The organism is Metabacillus sp. KJ11-3, from assembly GCF_055808295.1.
Genome location: NZ_CM147865.1, coordinates 888251 through 911297 on the forward strand (window position 1 = coordinate 888251; position 23047 = coordinate 911297).

The 23047-nt window shown below is 37.1% G+C and carries 22 protein-coding genes, 1 tRNA gene, 1 pseudogene and 1 riboswitch; of the genes and pseudogenes, 23 read left to right on the forward strand and 1 reads right to left on the reverse strand.

Annotation, left to right across the window (positions count from 1 at the left end; translation table 11 throughout):
- Positions 1–28 precede the first annotated feature (28 nt).
- The 11 genes from AC0L8O_RS04575 to AC0L8O_RS04625 all read left to right on the forward strand — a co-directional run bounded on the left by AC0L8O_RS04575 (position 29) and on the right by AC0L8O_RS04625 (position 12486).
- Positions 29–1768 (forward strand): endonuclease MutS2, encoded by a 1740-nt coding sequence (locus tag AC0L8O_RS04575; RefSeq protein WP_473446778.1) that lies wholly within the window; start codon positions 29–31, stop codon positions 1766–1768.
- Positions 1769–1854: 86 nt separating this feature from the next.
- Positions 1855–2388, forward strand: a complete 534-nt coding sequence (locus AC0L8O_RS04580; protein WP_473446779.1) for a Smr/MutS family protein — start codon at positions 1855–1857, stop codon at positions 2386–2388.
- A 13-nt stretch (positions 2389–2401) separates the two neighbouring features.
- On the forward strand, positions 2402–2806 hold the full coding sequence (locus tag AC0L8O_RS04585; protein ID WP_473446780.1) for a DUF350 domain-containing protein: 405 nt from the start codon (positions 2402–2404) through the stop codon (positions 2804–2806).
- Positions 2807–3096: 290 nt separating this feature from the next.
- Positions 3097–4779 (forward strand): AMP-binding protein, encoded by a 1683-nt coding sequence (locus AC0L8O_RS04590; protein ID WP_473446781.1) that lies wholly within the window; start codon positions 3097–3099, stop codon positions 4777–4779.
- A gap of 136 nt (positions 4780–4915) precedes the next feature.
- Complete coding sequence (locus AC0L8O_RS04595; RefSeq protein WP_473446782.1) at positions 4916–5503, forward strand: TetR/AcrR family transcriptional regulator; 588 nt, start codon at positions 4916–4918, stop codon at positions 5501–5503.
- A gap of 103 nt (positions 5504–5606) precedes the next feature.
- Positions 5607–6383 (forward strand): enoyl-CoA hydratase, encoded by a 777-nt coding sequence (locus AC0L8O_RS04600; RefSeq protein ID WP_473446783.1) that lies wholly within the window; start codon positions 5607–5609, stop codon positions 6381–6383.
- 36 nt (positions 6384–6419) lie between these two features.
- On the forward strand, positions 6420–7193 hold the full coding sequence (locus AC0L8O_RS04605) for an electron transfer flavoprotein subunit beta/FixA family protein (RefSeq protein ID WP_473446784.1): 774 nt from the start codon (positions 6420–6422) through the stop codon (positions 7191–7193).
- A 50-nt stretch (positions 7194–7243) separates the two neighbouring features.
- Complete coding sequence (locus AC0L8O_RS04610; RefSeq protein WP_473446785.1) at positions 7244–8221, forward strand: electron transfer flavoprotein subunit alpha/FixB family protein; 978 nt, start codon at positions 7244–7246, stop codon at positions 8219–8221.
- Positions 8222–8400: 179 nt separating this feature from the next.
- Positions 8401–8715, forward strand: coding sequence for a thioredoxin (gene trxA / locus AC0L8O_RS04615; RefSeq protein WP_026561701.1), 315 nt, complete (start codon positions 8401–8403; stop codon positions 8713–8715).
- Between the two features lie 344 nt (positions 8716–9059).
- Positions 9060–10838 carry an excinuclease ABC subunit UvrC gene (gene uvrC, locus AC0L8O_RS04620; protein WP_473446786.1) on the forward strand — a complete coding sequence of 593 codons (1779 nt, stop codon included), beginning with the start codon at positions 9060–9062 and terminating at the stop codon, positions 10836–10838.
- Between the two features lie 72 nt (positions 10839–10910).
- Positions 10911–11093, forward strand: a riboswitch (Lysine riboswitch).
- 163 nt (positions 11094–11256) lie between these two features.
- Complete coding sequence (locus AC0L8O_RS04625; RefSeq protein ID WP_473446787.1) at positions 11257–12486, forward strand: aspartate kinase; 1230 nt, start codon at positions 11257–11259, stop codon at positions 12484–12486.
- Positions 12487–12521: 35 nt separating this feature from the next.
- On the opposite strand, the gene AC0L8O_RS04630 is transcribed toward AC0L8O_RS04625, so the two are convergent.
- Complete coding sequence (locus AC0L8O_RS04630) at positions 12522–12959, reverse strand: YslB family protein (protein ID WP_473448654.1); 438 nt, start codon at positions 12957–12959, stop codon at positions 12522–12524.
- A gap of 487 nt (positions 12960–13446) precedes the next feature.
- Here AC0L8O_RS04630 and AC0L8O_RS04635 point away from each other — a divergent pair, with 487 nt between their 5' ends.
- The 12 genes and pseudogenes from AC0L8O_RS04635 to AC0L8O_RS04690 all read left to right on the forward strand — a co-directional run bounded on the left by AC0L8O_RS04635 (position 13447) and on the right by AC0L8O_RS04690 (position 22747).
- Complete coding sequence (locus tag AC0L8O_RS04635) at positions 13447–14055, forward strand: succinate dehydrogenase cytochrome b558 subunit (RefSeq protein ID WP_473446788.1); 609 nt, start codon at positions 13447–13449, stop codon at positions 14053–14055.
- A gap of 32 nt (positions 14056–14087) precedes the next feature.
- Entirely contained in the window at positions 14088–15851 is a 1764-nt protein-coding gene (sdhA, locus tag AC0L8O_RS04640) for a succinate dehydrogenase flavoprotein subunit (RefSeq protein WP_026561707.1), read from the forward strand.
- Positions 15852–16613, forward strand: coding sequence for a succinate dehydrogenase iron-sulfur subunit (gene sdhB / locus AC0L8O_RS04645; protein WP_473446789.1), 762 nt, complete (start codon positions 15852–15854; stop codon positions 16611–16613). It abuts the gene before it with no gap.
- A 326-nt stretch (positions 16614–16939) separates the two neighbouring features.
- Positions 16940–17393, forward strand: a pseudogene (locus tag AC0L8O_RS04650) (acyl-CoA thioesterase).
- A gap of 147 nt (positions 17394–17540) precedes the next feature.
- On the forward strand, positions 17541–17765 hold the full coding sequence (gerE, locus tag AC0L8O_RS04655) for a spore germination transcription factor GerE (RefSeq protein ID WP_003184172.1): 225 nt from the start codon (positions 17541–17543) through the stop codon (positions 17763–17765).
- Between the two features lie 175 nt (positions 17766–17940).
- Positions 17941–18381, forward strand: a complete 441-nt coding sequence (locus AC0L8O_RS04660; protein WP_473448656.1) for a MarR family winged helix-turn-helix transcriptional regulator — start codon at positions 17941–17943, stop codon at positions 18379–18381.
- Between the two features lie 15 nt (positions 18382–18396).
- Positions 18397–19206 carry a glutamate racemase gene (gene racE, locus AC0L8O_RS04665; protein WP_473446790.1) on the forward strand — a complete coding sequence of 270 codons (810 nt, stop codon included), beginning with the start codon at positions 18397–18399 and terminating at the stop codon, positions 19204–19206.
- Positions 19207–19511: 305 nt separating this feature from the next.
- On the forward strand, positions 19512–20570 hold the full coding sequence (locus AC0L8O_RS04670) for a GerMN domain-containing protein (protein ID WP_473446791.1): 1059 nt from the start codon (positions 19512–19514) through the stop codon (positions 20568–20570).
- Between the two features lie 104 nt (positions 20571–20674).
- Positions 20675–21442, forward strand: a complete 768-nt coding sequence (gene rph, locus AC0L8O_RS04675; protein WP_473446792.1) for a ribonuclease PH — start codon at positions 20675–20677, stop codon at positions 21440–21442.
- On the forward strand, positions 21439–22023 hold the full coding sequence (locus AC0L8O_RS04680) for an XTP/dITP diphosphatase (protein WP_473446793.1): 585 nt from the start codon (positions 21439–21441) through the stop codon (positions 22021–22023). The genes rph and AC0L8O_RS04680 overlap by 4 nt, the downstream gene beginning before the upstream one ends.
- 23 nt (positions 22024–22046) lie before the next feature.
- Positions 22047–22559, forward strand: coding sequence for a metallophosphoesterase family protein (locus AC0L8O_RS04685; RefSeq protein ID WP_473446794.1), 513 nt, complete (start codon positions 22047–22049; stop codon positions 22557–22559).
- A 111-nt stretch (positions 22560–22670) separates the two neighbouring features.
- Positions 22671–22747: transfer RNA gene (locus AC0L8O_RS04690), tRNA-Arg, on the forward strand.
- Positions 22748–23047 lie beyond the last annotated feature (300 nt).

Genomic DNA, 23047 nt, shown 5'->3' on the forward strand with positions numbered 1-23047 from the left:
CTGTGTAATTATTAGGAGGTAGACCGAATTGCAGCAGAAAGTTTTGCATGTACTTGAATATGAAAAAGTGAAAGAGCAGCTTATTAAGCATGCTTCATCAACACTTGGCAAAGAAAAGGTTAAAGCGCTCGTACCTTCTAGTGAGTATCAAGAAGTGGCTGTTTCTCAGGAACAAACAGATGAGGCTGCAAAAGTACTCCGACTAAAAGGAAATATCCCATTGGGTGGACTTGTTGACATTAGAGCAACAGTCAAGCGAGCAAAAATCGGCGGAATGCTCAGTTCAGTTGAGCTTATTGAAGTTGCAGGCACTTTATATGCAGGCCGGCAAATGAAACGTTTTATTGAAAAAATGATAGAGGAAGAAATTGAATTAACTCATTTGCCAATCCTTGCTGAGCAAATTGTTGTCATTCATGATTTGGAGAGAAGGATCTCCGAATGTATAGATGATAATGGGTATGTATTGGACAGTGCAAGTGAAACATTAAAAGGCATTCGCCAGCAGCTTAGAACAACCGAGGCAAGAGTAAGAGATAAACTAGAATCAATGATTCGTTCTTCTAATGCATCAAAAATGCTCTCTGATGCGATCATTACGATTCGAAATGATCGTTTTGTATTACCTGTAAAACAGGAGTATAGAGGATCATACGGTGGGATTGTTCATGACCAGTCCAGTTCAGGTGCAACTCTATTTATCGAACCGCAAGTCGTAGTTGACCTAAACAACACTCTTCAACAAGCAAAAGTGAGGGAAAAGGTAGAAACCGACCGTATTCTAGCAAAACTGTCAAATGAAGTAGCCGAAAATAGTAATGATCTCCTGCAGAATGTAGAATGCTTGGCCAATATGGATTTTATGTTCACAAAGGCGAAATATGCAAAACAAATAAAAGGGATAAAGCCTATTGTCAATCAAGAAGGTGTTATCCGCTTGTTTAAAGCAAGACACCCTCTATTACCTGAAAGTGAAGTTGTTCCGAATGATATTGAATTAGGTACAGACTTTACAACCATAGTTATTACAGGACCGAATACCGGTGGGAAGACCGTTGCACTTAAAACACTTGGTTTATGTACATTAATGGCTCAATCAGGATTGCACATTCCGGCACTTGACGGATCAGAGGTTGCGGTCTTCAAGGCAGTTTATGCAGATATCGGTGACGAACAATCGATTGAACAAAGCTTAAGTACGTTTTCTTCACATATGGTTAATATTGTGGATATCCTTCATAAAGTGGATGACGATAGTCTTGTGTTATTTGATGAGCTTGGAGCGGGAACAGATCCACAAGAAGGGGCTGCGCTTGCTATCTCTATATTGGATGAAGTGTACAGCCGTGGAGCGAGAGTGGTTGCAACAACTCATTATCCGGAGTTAAAAGCGTACGGATATAACCGAGATGGTGTCATTAATGCAAGTGTAGAATTTGATATCACAACTTTGAGCCCAACATATAAACTTTTAATAGGTGTCCCGGGACGTAGTAATGCGTTTGAAATCTCAAAACGACTGGGCCTGCAGGAAAATGTTATACAAAAGGCAAGGTCACAAATGAGTGATGAGAGCAATGAAGTTGACACGATGATTGCTTCATTAGAATCCAGCAAAAAAACAGCTGAAATTGAGTTAATGGAATCAAAAAAATCCGGCATGAAGCAGAAAAACTTCATAAGGAGCTTCAAAGACAGATCATTGAATTCAATGAACAACGTGATGCCCTTTTTGAAAAAGCGGAACGAAAGGCTTCAGAAAAATTAGAAGAAGCAAACCGGGAAGCGGAAAACATTATAAGAGATTTAAGGAAACTTCGAAAAGAACAGCACGCTCAAGTAAAAGAGCATGAGTTGATCGATGCGAAAAAGCGTCTTGAAGAGGCACAGCCTGTATTCAAAAAATCGAAAAAGGTTGAGAAGAAACAACCTGTTAAACATGAACTCCTTCCTGGTGATGAAGTAAAAGTCATTAGTTTTGATCAAAAGGGACATTTGGTTGAAAAGGTAAATGATAAGGAGTGGCAGGTTCAAATGGGAATCTTAAAAATGAAGGTAAAAGAAAAAGACCTTGAATATATTAAGAGACCTAAGCAACAGGTGCAAGAAAAGCCTTTAGCTGCTGTTAAAGGAAAGGACTACCATGTTTCATTGGAATTGGATTTACGAGGGGAACGATTTGAAAATGCATTACTAAGAGTTGAGAAATACTTGGATGATGCTGTATTAGCCGGCTATCCAAGGGTTTCAATTATTCATGGTAAAGGAACAGGTGCACTTCGAACTGGTGTGAAAGAATTGTTAAAGAATCATCGAAGTGTAAAAAGCACTCGGTTTGGGGAAGCGGGTGAAGGCGGAACAGGCGTCACAATTGTTGAGCTTAAATAGTGGGGGGAAGAGCGTGAGTACATTTTGGGAGAATGATTGGGTTCAAATTGCTGCCTACTATAGCGTTGTAGTTCTGAGTATCATTTTATTTTTAACCATTTTTGAACTTGTCACAAAGTATAAAAATTGGGAAGAGATTCAAAATGGTAATTTAGCTGTTGCAATGGCAACAGGAGGAAAAATCTTTGGAATTGCTAATATTTTTCGATTTTCTATTCAGAAACACGAGAGTCTTTTAGAAATGTTAGGGTCCGGAGTGTATGGATTTGTTTTACTTTTGTTAGGCTATTTCATTTATGAATTTATGACGCCAAAGTTTAGAATTGATGATGAAATTCAAAGAGACAACCGTGCTGTTGGATTTATATCTCTTATCATTTCAGTTGGTTTATCATTTGTTATCGGTGAGGCATTATAAGGAGAGTGTAGAGTGGAGACGTTGGCGAAAGTGATGTTTGGTTTGTGCGGGTTGTTTGTGTTGATTGGCATTATTTATTTAGCTTTTTTTTAAATACAAGTAAAGGGCCTGATTCATAAAATCTGGCCCTTTTTTATTATTTTATATTTCTGAAAACACAAAAAGCTGATATACTTTTTTATAAGCGCGAAAAATGATTTGTTTATCGGTTTTAACATGTATGTATGTCCTCTTTTATTCCTTTCTAACCAATCTGTCATTTTATATTTCCCTCAAAAGGAGGAGAAAAAATGGAAAGTCAAAAACCTTGGTTAAATCTTTACCCAGCAGAAATCCCTCATACCATGAAAAGCGATGAAAAACCGTTGTACTATTATCTCGAACAATCTGCTTTAGAATTTCCATCTCAAATCGCCATCCATTTTCTAGGTAAAGAACTAACCTATACAGACCTTTATCAGCAGTCTTTAAAAATGGCTAACTATCTACAGTCTCTAGGCTTACAAAAGGGTGACAGGGTATCGATTATGCTGCCGAATTGTCCTCAAGCAGTGATTTCCTATTATGGTGTCTTATTAGCTGGCGGCATCGTCGTTCAAACGAATCCGTTATATATGGAAAGAGAGCTGGAGTATCAATTAAATGATAGCGAGTCCACGTTTATCGTAACGCTTGATTTATTATATCCGAGAGTCTCTAAAATGAAAGCGTTAACAAATTTAAATCATATTATTGTAACAAGTATAAAAGACTATTTACCATTTCCTAAGAATCTTTTATATCCATTTGTACAAAAAAAGCAAAATCAAATGGTTATTAAAGTAGAACATCAAGGCAATACTCATTTGTTCCAAAAAATCATGGAATTAGCTGAACCGACTGTTGAGGAATATAAATACATTCCATCCGAAGATATTGCATTACTTCAATATACAGGAGGAACAACGGGTTTCCCTAAGGGTGTTATGTTATCACATGACAATGTTGCTCTGAATACAAAAATGTGTTCTGCGTGGATGTATAAATCAAAACGAGGGAAAGAATCTATTTTAGGCATTATTCCATTCTTCCATGTATATGGAATGACGACAGTGATGAATTTATCAGTTATGCAAGGATTTAAAATGATTCTGTTACCTAAATTCGATCCATCCGACACATTAAAAACGATTCATAAATTAAAACCAACGTTATTTCCCGGTGCACCAACGATTTATATTGCTTTATTAAATCATCCAGATCTTCAAAAATATAATTTGTCATCAATCGAATGCTGTATAAGCGGTTCTGCACCATTACCCGCTGAGATACAAGAGAAGTTTGAGCGTGTTACAGGTGGCAAACTTGTAGAAGGTTATGGTTTATCTGAGGCATCCCCTGTTACTCATGCTAATTTCATTTGGGAGAAAAGAAAAAAGGGAAGTGTCGGCGTTCCTTGGCCAAGTACAGATGCTGTGATTCTGTCGTATGAACATGGAGGGATAGCCGAGCCGAATGAGCTTGGTGAGATAGCAGTACGGGGTCCACAGGTTATGCTGGGGTATTGGAATAAAAAAGAAGAAACAGAAGAAGCTTTGAAAAATGATTGGCTTTTGACCGGAGATATTGGCTACATGGATGAAGAAGGATATTTCTATATTGTAGACCGTAAAAAAGATATGATCATTGCTGGAGGATTTAATATTTATCCACGTGAAATAGAGGAAGTCCTCTATGAGCATGAAAAAGTAAAGGAAGTTGTTGTAGCAGGTATACCGGATCCATACAGGGGTGAAACAGTAAAAGCCTTTATTGTATTAAAAGAAAATCAACAGGCCACTTCAGAGGAATTTAATGAATATGCCCGCAAACATTTAGCTGCGTATAAGGTGCCGCATATTTATGAATTTAGAGATGAATTACCTAAGACAGCTGTGGGGAAAATACTAAGACGTGCATTAATTGAAGAGGAAAAAGTAAAGAACGCTAATTGATCGTATAATTGGAGGGGCTTCTGTCTCTCCAATTATGAAAAAAACAGATGAGGGCTTGACAGAAAGGGAAGGAAATTCTATGATTAAATTATGAATGATGATTCATTCATTAACTGAAAGGGAGTCGAACATTACATTGAGACAGAAGAAACCAAAATATATACAAATCATTGATGCAGCAGTTATTGTCATAGCAGAAAATGGTTACCACCAAGCACAAGTTTCAAAAATAGCCAAGCAGGCTGGAGTGGCGGATGGGACAATCTACTTATATTTTAAGAACAAAGAAGATATTCTTGTATCACTCTTTCAAGAAAAAATGGGCGTCTTTATTGAAAAAATTGAAGAAGAGATAAAAAGCAAAAAAAAGGCAGCAGACAAACTATATTCGTTAATTGATAAGCATTTTACCTTATTATCTGAAGATCACCACCTTGCAATTGTTACACAGTTAGAATTAAGGCAATCAAATAAGGATTTACGCCTTCGAATAAATGAAGTGCTAAAGGGATACTTAAATATAGTTGATAAGATTATAAGTGATGGTAAAGAGAATGGTGAATTCAGAGAAGAACTTGATGTAAGGCTGGCCAGACAAATGATCTTCGGCACAATTGATGAAACCGTCACAACATGGGTTATGAATGATCAGAAATATAGGTTAACAGATCAAACAAAGAAAGTTCATGAATTATTTGTTAACGGTCTTTCAACTAAAAATTAATAGCTAGTGAAATGGCAAGATTGTCATTCTCTTCATATAAGTTATTTTTCGTTTGTAAATGAAATACATTCTAAGTATGTATGATGAAGCAGGGAGGAAAAAAATGAAGTATTTACAAATAAAAAAAGAGAACAGAGTTGCAGTTGTATCTATTAATCACGAACCTGCAAATGCATTATCATCAAATGTATTGAAAGATATTTCTAAGATGCTGGACCATATTCTTGAAGACAATGAAATTCGAGCTGTCATTCTTCACGGGGAAGGCAGATTTTTCTCAGCAGGTGCAGACATAAAAGAATTTGTTGAATTTGCTAAAAGTGGTGGAGTGTTTTCTCAACTTGCTGAATCAGGGCAACAATTATTTGAACGAATCGAAAAATTTCCAATCCCAATTATTGCAGCTATTCATGGAGCTGCGTTAGGCGGAGGACTTGAGTTAGCAATGTCTTGTCATCTGCGTCTTGTAGCTGAAGATGCTAAACTTGGTCTTCCTGAGCTTCAACTTGGTATTATACCTGGTTTTGGAGGAACTCAACGTTTACCCAAATATATTGGTACTGGCCGTGCCTTAGAAATGATGCTTACAAGTGAGCCGATTTCAGGTCAGGAGGCAGTGAAACTGGGCCTTGCCAATCATGCCTATCCTCAGGAAAAACTCTTAGAGGAAGCGAGAGGTTTAGCACAGAAATTTGCTGCAAAAAGTCCAGGTTCTGTGAGGGCTGTCATATCGTTATTACATTCACATAAAACATTAACCTATCAGGAAGGAATGGATCTCGAGGCAAAACTTTTTGGAGAACTTTTTAAAAGTGGAGATGCAAGAGAAGGTATTTCCGCTTTTATTGAAAAAAGAAAGCCTAATTTCAGAGGCAATTAAAACGAAACGGGAAACTTTAAAATGGGGGATGGGAAAATGAATATTTATGTCATGATGAAAAGAACCTTCGATACAGAAGAAAAAATCACCATAAACAATGGTGCAATTAGCGAAGATGGTGCAGAATATATTATCAACCCTTATGATGAATACGCAATTGAAGAAGCAATCCAATTACGTGATAAAAACGGAGGCGAAGTAACCGTTATCACAATTGGCGGGGAAGAATCTGAAAAAGAATTAAGAACAGCATTAGCTATGGGATGTGACAAGGCGGTATTGATTAATACAGAAGATGATATGGAAGACAGTGATCAATACACAACATCAAGAATTTTGGCTGAGTATTTTAAGGAAAAAGATGTAGATTTAATTCTAGGGGGAAATGTTGCTATTGATGGGGGATCTGGGCAAGTAGGACCACGATTAGCCGAATTACTTGATATCGCTTATGTCACAACGATTACAAAGCTTGATATTGATGGAAACAAGGCAACAGTTATACGTGATGTTGAAGGAGATTCAGAGGTGATTGAAACATCCTTACCATTACTGGTAACAGCTCAACAGGGATTAAATGAACCTCGCTATCCATCATTACCAGGAATTATGAAGGCAAAGAAAAAACCGTTGGAAGAGTTGGAAATCGATGATCTGGATTTAGCGGATAATGACGTAGAACCAAAAACAAAGACAATTGAAATCTATTTACCACCTAAAAAAGAAGCGGGAAAGGTATTAGAGGGTGAAGTAGAAGATCAAGTAAAAGAATTGGTATCTTTGCTTAGAAATGAGGCAAAAGTCATCTAGAGGTTTTAGGGAGAGGGAAAAGGTCAAATACGGAAACAGGGGGAAAAAAGATGTCAAGAAAAGTGCTTGTTTTAGGTGAGGTTCGTGATCAACAGTTAAGAAATGTATCGTTTGAAGCCATTGCTGCCGGAAAAACGATTTCAGAAGGTGGAGAAGTTGTCGCAGTTTTAGTAGGAGAAAATGTAGCTTCCTTAACTTCAGAGCTATTTCACTATGGTGCTGATCGAGTGGTGACTGTAGAGAATGAAAGATTGCTAAACTATACACCGGACGGCTATTCACAGGCAATCTTATCGGTCATTAAAGAAGAGAAGCCAGAAGGGATTGTATTTGGTCATACCTCTTTAGGGAAGGATTTATCACCAAAGATTGCTGCAAAGTTAGATTCGGGATTAATTTCTGATGCAACAGCCATTGAAATTGCAGGAGGTAATATTGTCTTTACTCGCCCAATTTATTCTGGAAAAGCATTCGAAAAGAAAATAGTTACGGATGGACTAATTTTTGCTACGATCCGCCCAAATAATATAAATCCACTAAAAAAAGATGAAACAAAAACTGGTGAGACTTCTTCCCTATCAGTTGAAATAAGAGACCTTAGGACAATTGTAAAAGAAGTAGTCCGTAAAGCATCAGAAGGTGTGGATTTATCAGAGGCAAAGGTAGTCATCGCAGGGGGACGCGGTGTAAAAAGTGAAGAAGGTTTTGAGCCATTAAAGGAACTAGCCAATGTTTTGGGTGGAGCGGTAGGAGCATCACGTGGAGCTTGTGACGCGGATTATTGCGACTATTCACTGCAAATTGGTCAAACGGGTAAAGTTGTCACACCGGATTTATATATTGCATGTGGTATTTCCGGAGCTATTCAGCATTTGGCAGGTATGTCAAATTCGAAGGTAATCGTCGCGATTAATAAAGATCCGGAAGCGAATATTTTCAAAGTAGCTGATTATGGAATTGTCGGTGACCTCTTCGAAGTTGTCCCATTATTAACGGAGGAATTCAGGAAATTACAAATTCATGCATAGGTAACAACTAAAGCACGTTGCATTGCGTGCTTTTTCTAATTAGCTACACCATATTAAAAAACATGTTTTTCTTCTTGTACATAGGGAAAAGTAAGGAAGAAGCAAATTATTAGCTAACTTTGCAGCTGGATGCTATACTTTAAACATATTTAACCCTTATTATTTAGGAGGAATTAATAATGGCAATTGCACATGTAACAGATCAAACATTTTCAAGTGAAACGAACGAAGGCGTTGTATTAGTCGATTTTTGGGCACCTTGGTGTGGACCATGTAAAATGATTGCTCCAGTTCTAGAAGAACTTGATTCAGATATGGGAGATAAAGTAAAAATCGTCAAAGTTGATGTAGATGAAAACCAGGAAACAGCTGGAAAATTTGGTGTTATGAGCATTCCAACTTTATTAGTTCTAAAAAATGGCGAAGTTGTTGACAAAGCTGTTGGTTATCAACCAAAAGAAGCTCTTGCTGAGGTTCTAAACAAACATATCTAATTCGAAAGGATTGACAGCAGTCAATCCTTTTTCAATGCTTAGGAAACTATATAAAATTCTTTTAACTGTGGAAAGTGCGCGGCATCCAGCTCTAGCGCCTAGCCCCTCTAGGGTCTAGCCACAAATGAATTGAAGACAAAAAACGTCTTCTATTCATTTGCGTCTTATTTGCCGGAGGCTGATCAAGGCCTTGCGCTTTTGTTTATGTAATTATTTACCACGACGAAATATATAGAGCATGATAAAATAAACATATAGGCAGTAATTCGCTATTTTAATTTATTTGATTAAAATGGGGAATTACTGCCTATCTAATCACAGCAAAAAAAGGGGAGTGTCCGGCTATGAGAGATCACATAAAAGAAAAGCTTGCACTTCTTCCAGATCAACCAGGCTGTTATATTATGAAGGATCGTCAAGGAACAGTCATTTACGTTGGGAAGGCAAAAGTGCTCAAAAATCGCGTGCGTTCTTATTTTACCGGTTCTCATGATGGGAAAACATTAAGGCTTGTAAATGAGATCACAGATTTTGAATATATTATTACATCTTCAAATTTAGAGGCATTAATTCTCGAGTTAAATTTAATTAAAAAATACGATCCAAAATATAATGTCATGCTAAAAGATGATAAGACCTATCCGTTTATTAAGATTACAAATGAACGTCACCCGCGTCTTTTAGTAACAAGACAAGTAAAAAAAGATAAAGGAAAGTACTTCGGGCCTTATCCAAACGTTCAATCTGCCCGAGAGACAATTAAGCTTTTAGACCGTTTATATCCGTTAAGAAAATGCTCGACTCTACCTGATCGTGTATGTCTTTATTATCATATGGGACAATGTTTAGCACCATGTGTACATGATGTCTCAGAAGAAACGAATAGGCAAATGGTGGAGGGAATTTCGAAATTTCTTAATGGAGGCTATAAAGGTATTAAAGAGGAATTGTCGATAAAGATGACAAAAGCAGCTGAAGGGCTGGAGTTTGAGAGAGCTAAGGAGTTTAGGGATCAAATTCTTCATATCGAAGCCACAATGGAAAAACAGAAGATGACTTTAAATGACTTTATTGATCGAGATGTATTTGGATATGCTTATGACAAAGGATGGATGTGTGTTCAGGTCTTTTTTATTCGACAGGGAAAATTGATAGAGCGCGATGTGTCAATGTTTCCTATTTATGATAATCCTGAAGAAGAGTTCCTAACGTTTTTAGGACAATTCTACTCTAAGTCTAACCATTTTATTCCAAAGGAAATCCTTTTACCGGACAGTATTGAATATGACTTAGTGGAACAGCTATTAGATGTGACAACTCTTCAGCCTAAACGTGGGAAAAAGAAGGATCTGATTTTATTAGCGCATAAGAATGCAAAAATCGCTCTGAAAGAAAAATTTCTATTAATTGAAAGAGACGAAGAACGCACTATTAAGGCTGTAGAAAATCTTGGTGATAAACTAGGTATTCATACACCGAATCGAATAGAGGCATTTGATAATTCAAATATACAAGGAACAGATCCTGTTTCTGCAATGGTCGTGTTTGAAGATGGAAAGCCTGCTAAAAAACACTACCGTAAATATAAAATTAAAGATGTAAAAGGTCCGGATGACTATGACTCGATGCGTGAGGTAGTGAGGAGACGCTACAGCCGTGTATTAAAAGAACAACTTCCACTACCGGACCTCATTATTATTGATGGAGGAAAAGGACATTTATCCGCGGCTCAAGATGTGCTGGAAAATGAGCTGGGTCTGGATATCCCGGTAGCAGGATTAGTAAAAGATGATAAGCATCGAACATCAGAACTTATTATTGGATCACCTCCGGAATTTATACAACTTGAAAGAAACAGTCAGGAATTTTATTTACTTCAGAGAATTCAAGATGAAGTGCATCGGTTTGCGATTACATTTCACCGTCAACTACGGGGGAAAAATGCATTTCAATCTATATTGGATGATATACCGGGAGTTGGTGAACAACGAAAAAAATCATTACTAAAGCATTTTGGCTCTGTAAAAAAAATGAAGGAAGCTAGTGTGGATGATCTTAAAAGAGCGGGTATGCCTGATAACATTGCCAACAACATATTAGAGCATCTCCACAAAGAGAGCTAAAAAGTATTTTCTTGCCTTTTGAAGGAATGTCTGATAAGATTTTATTAATTTGATATTGATCGTTAGTTTGTAAATGATGGTAGAGGTGCGACCATTAAGAGTAGCCGGTTTGAGGAAAAATGGATTCCGATGACAATTGGTGAAAGGAATGTTCGCCGAAGTGATAATTGCACCATTTGCTTTTATCGCTGGTTTTACATTTAAGAGATGTAAAATTGTCAAGAAACGATATGTTCTTGGAGAGCTATCTCATTGTATAAACGAAATTTTTCGTTTAATTAGCAATGGGATGTTTTTTGTCTCATTGCTTTTTTATTTTTTGCAATGATTAAGAAAACATCTCTATATCCAATTCTTGCTCATTTATTAAAACAGATAATAAACGATCATAGAAAAACAACTGAAAGGTGAGATTTCATTGGGTATTATCGTACAAAAATTTGGCGGTACTTCTGTTGGCTCTGTTGAAAGAATTTTAAATGTTGCCAACCGAGTAATTCAGGAAAAAGAAGCTGGAAATGATGTAGTAGTTGTTGTTTCAGCAATGGGAAAATCTACAGATGAATTAGTAAAACTTGCAACACAATTAACTTCAAAGCCAAGTAAGCGGGAAATGGATATGCTTTTAACAACAGGGGAACAAGTGACCATATCGTTGTTATCCATGGCTTTAATTGAAAAGGGATATGATGCCATTTCTTTTACAGGGTGGCAGGCCGGTATTGAAACAGAATCAGCACACGGAAATGCCAGAATAACCAATATTAAAACCGAACAGCTAAGTAGTGAGTTAGGAAAAGGTAAAATTGTTGTAGTTGCAGGGTTCCAAGGTCTATCTATTGATAACCAAATTACTACTTTAGGAAGAGGAGGATCTGACACTACAGCAGTTGCTCTTGCTGCAGCTTTAGGTGCTGATAAGTGCGATATCTATACAGATGTAACAGGTGTGTACACAACTGACCCCCGTTTTGTAAAAGGAGCCAGAAAATTAGAAGCTATTTCTTATGACGAAATGTTAGAACTGGCCAATTTGGGAGCAGGGGTTCTACACCCGCGGGCAGTTGAATTCGCAAAGAATTATAATGTGCCCCTAGAGGTAAGATCAAGTATGGAAAATGAACGTGGGACAATGATCGAGGAGGAAACAGAAATGGAACAAAATTTAATTGTTAGAGGAATTGCGTTTGAAGATCAAGTGACGAGAGTATCGGTTATCGGATTGCCGAATGAATTAACGACATTGTCCACAATCTTTACGACATTAGCTAAAAATAACGTAAATGTTGATATTATTATTCAAAACACAACAAGTGATAACAAAACAACAATATCATTCTCAGTTAAAACAAGTGATTTAGAGGATACGTTGCAAGTTTTAGAACAACATAAGAATGAGCTTCAATTCGAACGAATCGAATCGGAAAGTGGTCTAGCAAAGGTATCAATTGTTGGATCTGGTATGGTTTCAAATCCGGGAGTTGCAGCAGAAATGTTTGATGTATTAGCGAAGGAAAATATAGAAGTAAAGATGGTAAGTACATCTGAAATAAAAGTATCAACTGTCATCTCTCAGCAGCACATGGTATCGGCAGTTGATATTCTTCACACAGCGTTTGAATTATCAAAAACAACTGCAAGGGTATAATTTTTAAGTGATAAGGGAGATGTTCCCCCTTATCACTATCTTTTACTTCTTTTTCCAAGTGGAACTTCTTCCAGAACATCTTTATGGTCCCATTTTACTGTAAACACAACTTTATTCGCCCGTTTTTTCACTTGCTCATATGTTTCGGTAATTTGATTGTTCATCATTTGTAGTTGTTCCGCAATAAAACCTGCTTCTAATTGAAACGTACATTCATTTACTTTTTTAAAACGGTTTGAAATAAGCTCGCCGCTTAATTCAAATTCCATTTCATTTTTCTTTTTATGAAGTAAGACCAGGTCTCCCCAACCGGCTGCTGCAAAAAAGTTGGCTAGTTCATCAAGTGAAGTGACAGGGTATTTTCTTGCCAAGCCTTTTCCAGCCCAATAAAGCATCTGAGGAAAGTCTTGACCAAGCAAATCTGGAATTAACACTTCCCGTAATAGTTCGAATCCAAAAGCTGGCATTTGCATATGTTCTAATTCATCGGTATTTAGTAAAGCTGATTGTTTGTTCACGGTATTCCCCTCTTTCTCATTAATATTATATATCAACACAACCGTTAAACACATGTAATATTAAGCAAAATTGAAACAATCGTTCAAATGTTCTATACATAACCCCTAATTTTTAAAAATAAGCTACGAAAGATGGTTATCAAAATTTAATGTATATTGATAAAATAAAATGTGAAGGAAAACAGTTGTCGAAAAATTTTAATTTATGAACGCGTTTTCTTGACGCTCTTTCTTTAAGGGAGTAAAATGTACTTGTTACAATTATCTCAATTAATCAGACAGATAATTTCATAGACTGTCAGCTTAAACTAGTAATATTTACTAATCTTAATAGTTGACCATTATGTAGAATAGTAAATTTTATTAGGAAAGGATTAATTAGGTAAAAATAAGAGTTTATTACAAAAGTGAGCGCATTATTGATACTAGGGGGTAAGTTTTTATGGCTGGAAACCGAGAGTTTATTAATCGTAGACTGCACTCATTACTAGGAGTCATTCCGGTAGGAATCTTTTTGATTCAACATCTTATTGTCAATCATTTTGCCACAAGAGGTGCAGAGGCTTTTAACAAAGCTGCACATTTTATGGAGATGTTGCCATTTAGGTATGTGTTAGAGATCGTCATCATTTTCCTTCCAATTTTATACCATGCTATTTACGGAGTTTATATTGCATTTACAGCAAAAAACAATGTAAGTAATTACGGCTATCTTCGAAATTGGTTGTTTATGATGCAGCGTGTTACAGGGATTATAACGTTTATCTTTATCGCTTGGCATGTTTGGGAAACAAGAATTGCTGCTGCACTTGGAGCAGAAGTGAATTATGATATGATGGCTTCGATTTTAAGTAGTCCATTTATGCTTGTGTTCTATTTAGTGGGTGTTATTTCAACAGTCTTCCACTTTGCTAACGGTTTATGGTCTTTCGCAGTAAGTTGGGGGATTACCGTTACTCCTCGCTCACAAGTCATTTCTACATATGTGACGCTCGCAATCTTTTTGGCGCTTTCATATGTAGGTGTTCGTGCAATATTTGCATTCGTCTAATCCAGTAATAGCTATTAAAGGGAGTGGGCTTTATGAGTAAGAATAAAATCATCGTTGTTGGGGGCGGATTAGCAGGTTTAATGGCTACAATTAAAGCTGCTGAAGCCGGCGTTCAAGTAGATCTTTTTTCATTAGTTCCTGTTAAACGGTCACACTCAGTGTGTGCACAGGGTGGAATTAATGGAGCAGTTAATACAAAAGGTGAGGGAGATTCACCGTGGGAACACTTTGATGATACAGTTTATGGGGGAGATTTTTTAGCGAACCAACCACCTGTTAAGGCAATGACAGAGGCGGCACCTGCCATCATTCACTTATTAGACCGAATGGGTGTAATGTTTAACAGAACGCCAGAAGGATTGTTGGACTTTAGAAGATTTGGCGGTACACAGCATCACCGGACAGCATTTGCTGGTGCTACAACGGGACAACAATTGCTTTACGCTTTAGATGAGCAGGTAAGACGTTACGAGGTTGCTGGTCTTGTAACAAAGTACGAAGGATGGGAATTTTTAGGTGCGGTAATTGATGATGATCAAGTTTGCCGTGGGATTACAGCACAAAACCTTACTTCGATGCAAATTGAATCATTCCGCTCAGATGCTGTGATTATGGCTACCGGCGGCCCAGGAATTATTTTTGGTAAATCTACTAACTCAGTTATCAATACAGGGTCAGCTGCATCTATTGTTTATCAACAGGGTGTTTATTATGCGAATGGTGAGTTTATTCAAATCCACCCAACCGCTATACCGGGAGACGATAAACTCCGTTTAATGAGTGAATCTGCTCGCGGAGAAGGTGGACGAGTTTGGACATATAAAGATGGAAAGCCGTGGTATTTCCTTGAAGAGAAATATCCGGCATATGGTAACCTTGTTCCTCGTGATATTGCAACACGTGAAATTTTTGATGTTTGTGTTGAGCAAAAGCTAGGTATTAACGGTGAGAACATGGTATACCTAGACTTATCTCATAAAGATCCTAAGGAACTTGATATTAAACTTGGCGGTATTATTGAAATCTATGAAAAATTCATGGGTGACGATCCACGTAAAGTTCCAATGAAAATTTTCCCGGCCGTTCATTATTCAATGGGTGGACTTTGGGTTGATTATGATCAAATGACAAATATTCCAGGTCTCTTTGCTGCAGGTGAATGTGATTATTCTATGCACGGAGCAAACCGTTTAGGTGCTAACTCACTTTTATCAGCTATTTACGGTGGCATGGTTGCCGGACCTAACGCTGTTAAATATATTAATGGCTTAGAAAAGAGTGCAGATGATTTATCTTCTACTCTGTTTGAAGGACATGTTAAGCAGGAAGAAGATAAGTGGAATAATATTATGAGCTTAGATGGTAACGAAAATGCTTATATCCTTCATAAGGAATTAGGTGAATGGATGACAGATAACGTTACGGTAGTTAGACATAATGATAAACTTTTAAAAACAGATGAAAAGATTCAAGAGCTTATCGAAAGATTTGATAATATCAATATTAATGACACTGCTAAGTGGAGTAACCAAGGGGCGGCATTCACACGTCAATTAAAAAATATGCTTCAATTATCTCGTGTTGTGACACTTGGTGCCTATAACCGTAATGAAAGTCGCGGAGCACATTATAAGCCTGAATTCCCTGATCGTAATGATGAGGAATTCTTAAAAACAACGATGGCTAAATATACAGGTGACCGTACTGCACCTGAATTCCACTATGATGATGTTGATGTTTCATTAATCAAACCAAGAAAACGTGACTATTCAAAAAGCAAAAAGGGGGAGAACTAAATGAGCGAGAATAAAGTAGTTCAATTTATTATTACGCGACAAGAATCACCTGATGCAGCCCCTTATCAGGAAAAATTTGAAATTCCTTATCGTCCTAACATGAATGTTATATCGGCTTTAATGGAAATCAGACGAAATCCTGTAAATGCTGATGGTAAGCAATCAACACCAATTAACTGGGATATGAACTGTTTAGAGGAAGTATGTGGAGCATGTTCGATGGTGATTAATGGTAAGCCTCGTCAATCTTGTACAGCATTAGTTGACCAGCTTGAACAACCGATTCGCCTTGAGCCGATGCGTACATTCCCGGTGGTTCGCGATTTGCAAGTTGACCGGAAACGTATGTTTGATTCATTAAAGAAAGTGAAAGCATGGATCCCTGTTGATGGAACGTATGATTTAGGGCCTGGACCACGGATGCCGGAGAAAAAGCGTCAATGGGCTTATGAATTATCGAAATGTATGACTTGTGGTGTATGCTTGGAAGCTTGTCCTAATGTTAATAGTAAATCAAACTTTATTGGGCCTGCTCCATTATCACAAGTACGACTATTTAATGCACACCCAACTGGTGAAATGAATCGTTCTGAGCGACTTGAGGCGATTATGGGAGATGGTGGTTTAGCGAACTGTGGTAACTCTCAAAACTGTGTTCAATCTTGTCCAAAGGGTATTCCTTTAACAACATCAATTGCAGCACTAAACAGAGATACAGCAATCCAATCCTTCCGTAATTTCTTCGGTAGTGACCAAGTATAAGGATTGAGTGGAAGAGACTGACTTATTAATAGTTAGTCTCTTTTTTTGTAAGGTACTTTTCTAAAGGGTCTTTTCAAAAAGGATTGTTGTGCTTTAATAAGTTTTTTGAACACAACTGATTAGGTTGATTGGAGCGGAAGGTGCGAGACTCCAGTGGGAGTAGCGGAACAGGAGACCCCGCAGGCGATAGCGCCGAGGGAGGCTCACCGCCCGCACCACGGAAGCTAGCATCCTGTAGCGGAAATCAACCACCCTACAACATTTTACATAGCAACAAACTTTGCGAATAATGCATTTTGTAAATACAAGTTGAAAGGATGAGTGTAATGAAAAAAGTCTCATTTATTAAAATCTTTAATGAAGAGTATAAAAACAGTTTTTCGTTTTCCCATCAAATAAAAATTAGATTTTCTGAAACAGATATGTTTGGACATATGAACAATACGGCACCTTTTACATACTTTGAAGAAGGAAGGATAGAATTTTTTAAAAACAATGGATTGATGCAAAAATGGTTAGATCCCAAAGGAGAAACTATTCCTGTTGTAGCAGATCTCCAATGTGAATACTTACATCAAACCTATTTTGATGAGAAGATCACGTTAAATGTAAAAATTAATCGAGTTGGAACATCATCCGTTGATCTACATTATCTAGGAATAAACGAACTGGGAGAGAGCCTCTTTGCAAGGCAGAGGAGCAATTGTACAAATAAACAAGCATACAGGTAAAAGTGTTCCATGGACAGAGAGAGAAAAAGAAATGCTAAGTGGTGCATAGAACATGACTGCATAAAATGGACGTAGTCAATCATCTTTTCCGTATGAATTGTGTCACAGTGCTTCGCGGTTTCACATAGTATATGTTGACTAAATATATACCCATCCGTTAGACCAGCTCTCACCTTAGCAAGGAGGGTTACAATACTTGAAAGAGAAAGAGTTTCAATCAAAGCCACTACTCACGAAAAGAGAGAGAGAAGTATTCGAATTGTTAGTGCAAGACAAAACAACGAAAGAGATTGCTAGTGAGCTCTTTATTAGTGAAAAAACGGTTCGAAATCATATCTCAAATGCGATGCAAAAGCTTGGTGTTAAGGGACGCTCTCAAGCGGTTGTTGAGCTCCTTCGAATGGGTGAACTCGAGCTCTAACCAATACCGGCTCTCCTTTTTAAAAAGGAAGCCGGTTATTATTTTGTCTTGTATTTCTAGAAAAATCTCTAACTTGCAATTTAAGAAAAAAACATGGAAAATAAAATTGATATAAAGGTGCACAAAAAATGATGCATACAAGAATAATATAAGCGAGGGTGAAAGATTGAGCAGCATAAATCAAGCAAATGATCGAAAGAAAACAGTAGCTGATCTTGAAAAGGCGCTTCGTCATATATCAGGAATTATTAAACAAAAGGGTCGGGACATTTTAAATGATTATCATATAACACCTCCACAGTTTGTTGCCTTACAATGGTTGTGGGAAAATGGTGACTTAACAATTGGAGAACTTTCTACTAAAATGTTTTTAGCATGCAGTACCACAACAGACTTAATTGACCGTATGGAGAAAAATAAGCTTGTGTTAAGAGTAAAAGACCCTCAAGATCGAAGAGTGGTGAGAATTCACTTGTTAGATGAGGGTGAACGTATAATTGAAGAAGTCATACAAAAAAGGCAACACTATCTGAATGATATGATTATAAACTTCGATCAAGATGAATTGCATGCTCTAGAGAAATCACTGATTAAACTACAACAAGAAATGAGTTAAGAATGAGGCGATGAATTGAAAAGACCGATTGGTGTCATTGATTCCGGAGTAGGCGGACTTACTGTTGCAAAGGAAATCATGAGACAATTACCAAAAGAAGAAATCATCTACTTAGGTGATACAGCACGCTGTCCCTATGGACCACGTCCGGAAGAAGAAGTCCGGAAGTTCACATGGGAAATGACAAAATACTTACTTGAAAATCATCATATTAAAATGCTTGTTATCGCATGTAATACAGCAACAGCCATTGCTCTACAGGAAATTCAAGATACTGTAGATATCCCGGTTATTGGCGTTGTCTTCCCCGGTGCCAGAACAGCTGTAAAGGTTACAAAGAATGATTATATTGGCGTTATTGGCACGTTTAACACAATTAAAAGCTCTGCTTATGAAACAGCACTTAAAACATTAAATAATTGCCTAACTATTGAAAGCCTAGCTTGTCCGAAATTTGTCCCGTTAGTAGAAAGCGGGGAATATGAAGGGGAAGAAGCAAAAGCGATCGTGGAGGAGTCTCTGGCACCTTTTAAGGGCAGTAAAATTGATACATTAATTTTAGGTTGCACACACTATCCTATTCTTCAAAACCAAATTGAAGAGTTTATGGGACAAGCTGTGAAAATAATTTGTTCCGGAGATGAAACGGCTCGTGAGGTAAGTACAATTTTATCCTTTAATAAAACCCTTAATCAATCATCAGGCGAAAAAGAGCACAAATTTCTAACAACAGGTCCAAAGCAGTTGTTCGAAAAAATAGCTTCAAAATGGTTTGAACATCCGATTCAACATGTTGAGTCCATTACGTTAGATAATATGAATTGAAAAGAATCGAAAAACACAGTGCGAATGCGTAACTGTGTTTTTTATTTACAGGTAAGAACATAAAGTTTTGTACTTAGGTAGGTGTCTAGCTTCAGCGCCTAGCCCCTCTTGGGTCTAGCTAATTTAGAATTGAAGGCAAAGAACGCCTTCTATTCTAAATTGGCTTATTTGCCCTAGGCTGATCAAGGCGCTTGCGCTTTTGTTTTTCTCACCAAAAGTAAAAAATAAGTTTGTACAAAAAGTCGGTCTAAAATAGAGAATAGCTCGTATACATAGTAGTACAAACTGCCTTTGGAGGGATTGAAATGTCTAAATACAACAAACAGATTGCAGTTACTGTTCTTGCCTCATCATTGCTCCTATCTGGTTGTGGATTGTTCAATGCGGAACAAGCAACGAAGGAAATTGATCCACCACAAGATGTTACGATTACAGAAGAAGGGGTCAAAGTAGAAACTGAAAATGTAAAATCAGATCAAGCTGAAGAAACGATCACAAGTCAACTTTATTTATTTGATAAGAGTGGTTTTGTTGTCCCTTATTCAATGAATCTTCCCAAAACTGATAGTGTTGCAAAACAATCACTAGAGTATTTGGTAGAAGGAGGGCCGGTATCTAATATGCTGCCTAATGGATTCAAAGCGGTATTACCGGCTGATACGCAAGTTCTAGGTGTGAATATAAAAGATGGGACAGCTGTTGCAGATTTTTCTAAAGAATTTAATAACTATAAAAAAGAAGATGAAGCAAAAATCCTTCAAGCTATTACATGGACATTAACACAATTTGATAATGTAGAAAAAGTGAAAATTTGGGTGAACGGACATGAACAGAAAGAAATGCCTGTTAACAGTACACCAATTCAGGATGGCGTGAGTAGAGAAGATGGCATTAATCATGACTCGACTGATGTTGTAGATATAACAAATACTAAGCCATTAACTGTATACTATATGGCGGAGTCAGATGGTCAACAGTATTATGTTCCTGTAACAAAGCGTATAAGCAATGAAGAGACGGATTCAATTGTCTCTGCTGTGAATGAACTAACTGAAGGTCCATCTCCTTCATTAGGATTAATGAGTGATTTCCAAGACGGAGTAGAATTGCTAAGTGCTCCGAAATATGAAGATGGAAAAGTGACACTTGATTTTAATGAATCCATCTTCGGCAGCTTTGATGAAGAACAAAAGATTATTTCTTCAGACGTATTAAATACTTTGGTCTTAACATTAACTGAACAAGAAGGTATTGAGAGTGTGGCAGTAACTGTTAATGGAAAGGCAGAGTTAATTAATGAAAATGGGGAAAAACTAACAGAGCCTGTCACTAGACCGGCCAAAGTGAATACGGGTAGTTTTTAATCATATGTTTTTGATATACTATATAAAGGGTATAGAGAGGTATGCTTTTAACAAGGCTACCTCTTATTTCTTGTTTACAAAAGTTTCATTGGAGGGAAAGAAAAATGAGACATGATGAACGTAAAGCAGATCAATTAAGGAAAGTTGACATTATAAAGGACTTTGTCATACATCCTGAAGGTTCTGTATTAATCACTGTTGGGAATACAAAGGTTATTTGTAATGCAAGTGTCGAAGATCGTGTACCACCGTTTATGAGAGGTGAAGGGAAGGGCTGGATTACTGCCGAGTATTCGATGTTACCAAGAGCGACCGAACAACGGACGATAAGAGAATCGTCAAAAGGGAAAATTACAGGTCGTACAATGGAGATCCAACGTTTAATCGGAAGATCACTAAGAGCAGTTGTAAATTTAAATGAGCTTGGAGAGAGAACGATTTGGGTCGACTGTGATGTGATTCAGGCAGATGGAGGAACAAGAACAGCTTCAATAACAGGTGCATATGTGGCAATGGTTATCGCATTAGAAAAACTTGTGAAAGCAGGAAAAATCAAATCACTGCCAATTACAGGTTTTCTTGCAGCAGTGTCCGTAGGAGTAGATTCTCGAGCTGGTGAAATTTTAGACCTAAATTACATAGAAGACTCAAATGCATTAGTAGATATGAATATAATTATGACATCTTCGGGTCAACTTGTTGAGGTTCAAGGAACCGGGGAGGAAGCAACATTCACTCGAAATGAATTAAACAGCATGTTAGACCTAGCCGAGAAAGGAATCAAATCACTTATCGAACATCAGAAGGAAGTACTGGGAGACATCTCATTGCTTATTGAAGAAAATGAGAAGAAGCAGGTTATGTCAAAGTGAATAATATAATCATTGCAACAAAAAACCAAGGTAAAGTTAAAGAATTTCAAGCTATGCTTGCTCCACTTGGATATCAAGTTCAATCATTATTGGATTTTCCAGATTCAATTGATGTTGACGAAACAGGTCAGACATTTGAAGAAAATAGTATTCTAAAAGCTGAAGCTATTTCTAAGCAATATCAGCTAATAACCATTGCAGATGATTCGGGATTAGAAATCGATTACTTAAATGGTGAGCCGGGAGTCTACTCTGCAAGATATGCAGGTCCTGAAAAAGATGATCAAGCAAACATAGATGCTGTGCTCAAGAAGCTTGAGAACGTGGATATGAATCAGAGAACGGCAAGATTTGTTTGTGCATTAGCCCTATCAGTACCAGGGCTAAAAACTAAAACAGTTGTTGGAACATGTGAGGGATATATTGCGAAAGAAAGAAAAGGTCTAGGTGGATTCGGCTATGATCCGATTTTTTGTATAGATAGCACAGGTAAAACAATGGCAGAATTAACAAAAGAAGAGAAAAACAAGATTAGTCATAGGGCAGATGCGTTAAGAAAAATAAAAGAACTAATGAAATGAATTCAAAACGGAGCGAAGGTAGCATGAAGATTTTAATAATGAGTGACAGTCATGGATTGACCTCAGAAATTATAGACATTAAAAACAGGCATCAAGATGAAGTGGACTTGATGTTGCATTGTGGTGATTCAGAGTTACCTTATGATTGTGAAGAGTTAAGAGGGTTTATTGGTGTTAAAGGGAATTGTGATTTTGGTTCAAGTTTACCAAATGAAATTATTGAAGATTTACATGGAACTACCTTATATATGACTCATGGGCATTTATATAATGTAAAGATGTCGCTCATAAATCTGAAATACAGGGCGATCGAAACAAATGCTAAAATTGCCTGTTACGGGCATTCACATATTGCAGGTGCTGAGTTAATTGATGGTGTAGTACTGATAAACCCCGGCAGCATTCGTCTTCCAGTGCTGCGCAGACAGAAGACATATGCTATACTGGAAATTAAGAAGAACCTTGTTAATGTTACGTTTTTTGAAGTAAATGGTCATATTGTAAATGAGCTTACGAAAGAATTTTCAATAGAGTGAGGGAGATGTTTCTCCCTCCTCATAAAAAATCTTAAAAATCTATTGACTTTTATCATAACGAGAAATATAATAATAAATGTCGCTGCCACTTATGTTTATCTTTAATACAATGTCCCAGTAGCTCAGCTGGATAGAGCAACGGCCTTCTAAGCCGTCGGTCGGGAGTTCGAATCTCTCCTGGGACGCCATTCATATCATACATACAACCTTTCATCTTTTGATGGAAGGTTTTTTGTTTCCTTTAGCATGAGTCACCAAAAATGTGTTAGATTATCTTACACTTTTGTTTTACTTAAATAAAAAGAGTTGTAAGATGTTCTTAAATGTTAAACACTAAATTCTCCACTTGAAAAATACCCCTGAAAATTTCTTCGTGAAAAGATCTATACATATGCGGATTTTTAAAAAATTCACAATTTTTTTTGATAATAGCCTTTCCAATTATACCAACGATGTAAGCGGATACAACTAAAATGAGTAATCTAAAT

Excerpts from the sequence above, each read along its gene's own strand:
- rph (WP_473446792.1), top strand. The coding sequence starts at position 20,675 with ATGAGACATGATGAACGTAAAGCAGATCAATTAAGGAAAGTTGACATT.
- AC0L8O_RS04605 (WP_473446784.1), top strand. The coding sequence starts at position 6,420 with ATGAATATTTATGTCATGATGAAAAGAACCTTCGATACAGAAGAAAAA.
- AC0L8O_RS04670 (WP_473446791.1), top strand. The coding sequence starts at position 19,512 with ATGTCTAAATACAACAAACAGATTGCAGTTACTGTTCTTGCCTCATCA.
- AC0L8O_RS04590 (WP_473446781.1), top strand. The coding sequence starts at position 3,097 with ATGGAAAGTCAAAAACCTTGGTTAAATCTTTACCCAGCAGAAATCCCT.
- sdhB (WP_473446789.1), top strand. The coding sequence starts at position 15,852 with ATGAGCGAGAATAAAGTAGTTCAATTTATTATTACGCGACAAGAATCA.
- trxA (WP_026561701.1), top strand. The coding sequence starts at position 8,401 with ATGGCAATTGCACATGTAACAGATCAAACATTTTCAAGTGAAACGAAC.
- AC0L8O_RS04600 (WP_473446783.1), top strand. The coding sequence starts at position 5,607 with ATGAAGTATTTACAAATAAAAAAAGAGAACAGAGTTGCAGTTGTATCT.
- AC0L8O_RS04685 (WP_473446794.1), top strand. The coding sequence starts at position 22,047 with ATGAAGATTTTAATAATGAGTGACAGTCATGGATTGACCTCAGAAATT.
- uvrC (WP_473446786.1), top strand. The coding sequence starts at position 9,060 with ATGAGAGATCACATAAAAGAAAAGCTTGCACTTCTTCCAGATCAACCA.
- AC0L8O_RS04610 (WP_473446785.1), top strand. The coding sequence starts at position 7,244 with ATGTCAAGAAAAGTGCTTGTTTTAGGTGAGGTTCGTGATCAACAGTTA.
- AC0L8O_RS04630 (WP_473448654.1), bottom strand. The coding sequence starts at position 12,959 with ATGCAAATGCCAGCTTTTGGATTCGAACTATTACGGGAAGTGTTAATT.
- AC0L8O_RS04635 (WP_473446788.1), top strand. The coding sequence starts at position 13,447 with ATGGCTGGAAACCGAGAGTTTATTAATCGTAGACTGCACTCATTACTA.
- sdhA (WP_026561707.1), top strand. The coding sequence starts at position 14,088 with ATGAGTAAGAATAAAATCATCGTTGTTGGGGGCGGATTAGCAGGTTTA.